This window comes from Ruminococcus sp. D54t1_190329_F1, from assembly GCF_015551645.1.
Classification (GTDB): Bacteria; Bacillota; Clostridia; order Lachnospirales; family Lachnospiraceae; genus Blautia_A; species Blautia_A faecis.
This window is the reverse complement of sequence record NZ_JADNDC010000102.1, coordinates 1-1,335: the sequence shown is the minus strand read 5'-3', so window position 1 is coordinate 1,335 and position 1,335 is coordinate 1. Positions and strand designations below refer to the sequence as shown.

Annotated in this window: 1 protein-coding gene and 1 pseudogene; both read left to right on the top strand. The window is 42.1% G+C overall.

Features of this window, described 5'->3' with window-relative positions:
* On the top strand, nt 1-264 hold a 264-nt coding region (locus tag I2D69_RS19750), incomplete at its 5' end, for a conjugal transfer protein (RefSeq protein WP_147342542.1).
* Nucleotides 242-1,335, top strand: a pseudogene (locus I2D69_RS19745) (ATP/GTP-binding protein); the annotation flags it as partial. The gene I2D69_RS19750 and the pseudogene I2D69_RS19745, both read left to right, overlap by 23 nt.

Genomic DNA, 1,335 nt, shown 5'->3' with positions numbered 1-1,335 from the left:
CTGTTTGGGGATATTCCCCCACTTTCCATGATTGAGGGAGCATTTCTCAAATACTTTGGTATTCCCGTTGCTCTCACATGGTTTATGTCGCAGAAAACCTTTGACGGAAAGAAGCCGTACAGCTTTTTGAAATCACAGATAACCTATGCCCTGCGACCGAAAATCACTTATGCAGGAAAAGCCGTAAAACTGCATAAGCAGACCTTGAATGAAACAATCACGGCAGTAAGGAGTGTGAACTATGTTCCCGATAAAATATATTGACAACAACCTTGTCTGGAACAAGGACAATGAGGTGTTCGCCTATTATGAGCTGATACCGTACAACTATTCTTTCTTATCCGCAGAGCAGAAATTTATCGTGCATGACAGTTTCAGACAGCTCATTGCACAGTCCCGTGAGGGTAAAATTCATGCGTTGCAGATTGCCACAGAAAGCTCCATACGAAGTATGCAGGAGCAGTCAAAGAAACTGGTAACGGGAAAATTAAAGGAAGTTGCCTACCAGAAGATAGACGAACAGACCGAAGCGTTAGTATCTATGATTGGGGACAATCAAGTGGACTACCGCTTTTTTCTTGGCTTTAAGCTCATGGTTACAGAAGAACAGCTTAATCTGAAGAACATGAAAAAATCGGTGTGGCTGACGTTCACGGAATTTCTCCATGAAGTGAACCATACGCTGATGAATGATTTTGTTTCCATGCCGAATGATGAAATCAACCGTTACATGAAAATGGAAAAGTTACTGGAAAATAAAATCTCCCGTCGCTTTAAGGTGCGTCGCTTGGAAATCAATGATTTTGGGTATCTCATGGAACATCTTTACGGCAGGGACGGTATCGCTTATGAAGATTATGAGTACCAGCTACCAAAGAAGAAATTGAAGAAAGAAACGCTGATAAAATACTACGACCTTATCCGTCCGACAAGATGTGTGATTGAAGAAAGCCAGCGGTATTTACGATTGGAACATGAGGATAAGGAAAGCTATGTGTCCTACTTTACCGTCAATGCGATTGTAGGTGAGCTTGATTTTCCGTCAAGTGAAATCTTCTATTTCCAGCAACAGCAATTCACATTCCCCGTTGATACTTCTATGAATGTAGAAATCGTGGAGAACAGAAAGGCTCTTACCACAGTAAGAAATAAGAAAAAGGAATTGAAAGACCTTGACAATCACGCTTATCAAGCAGGAAGTGAAACCAGCTCAAATGTGGTGGACGCTTTAGACAGCGTGGACGAGCTGGAAACGGACTTAGACCAGAGCAAAGAAAGTATGTATAAGTTAAGCTACGTGATACGGGTGTCTGCACCCGATCTTGACGAGCTGAA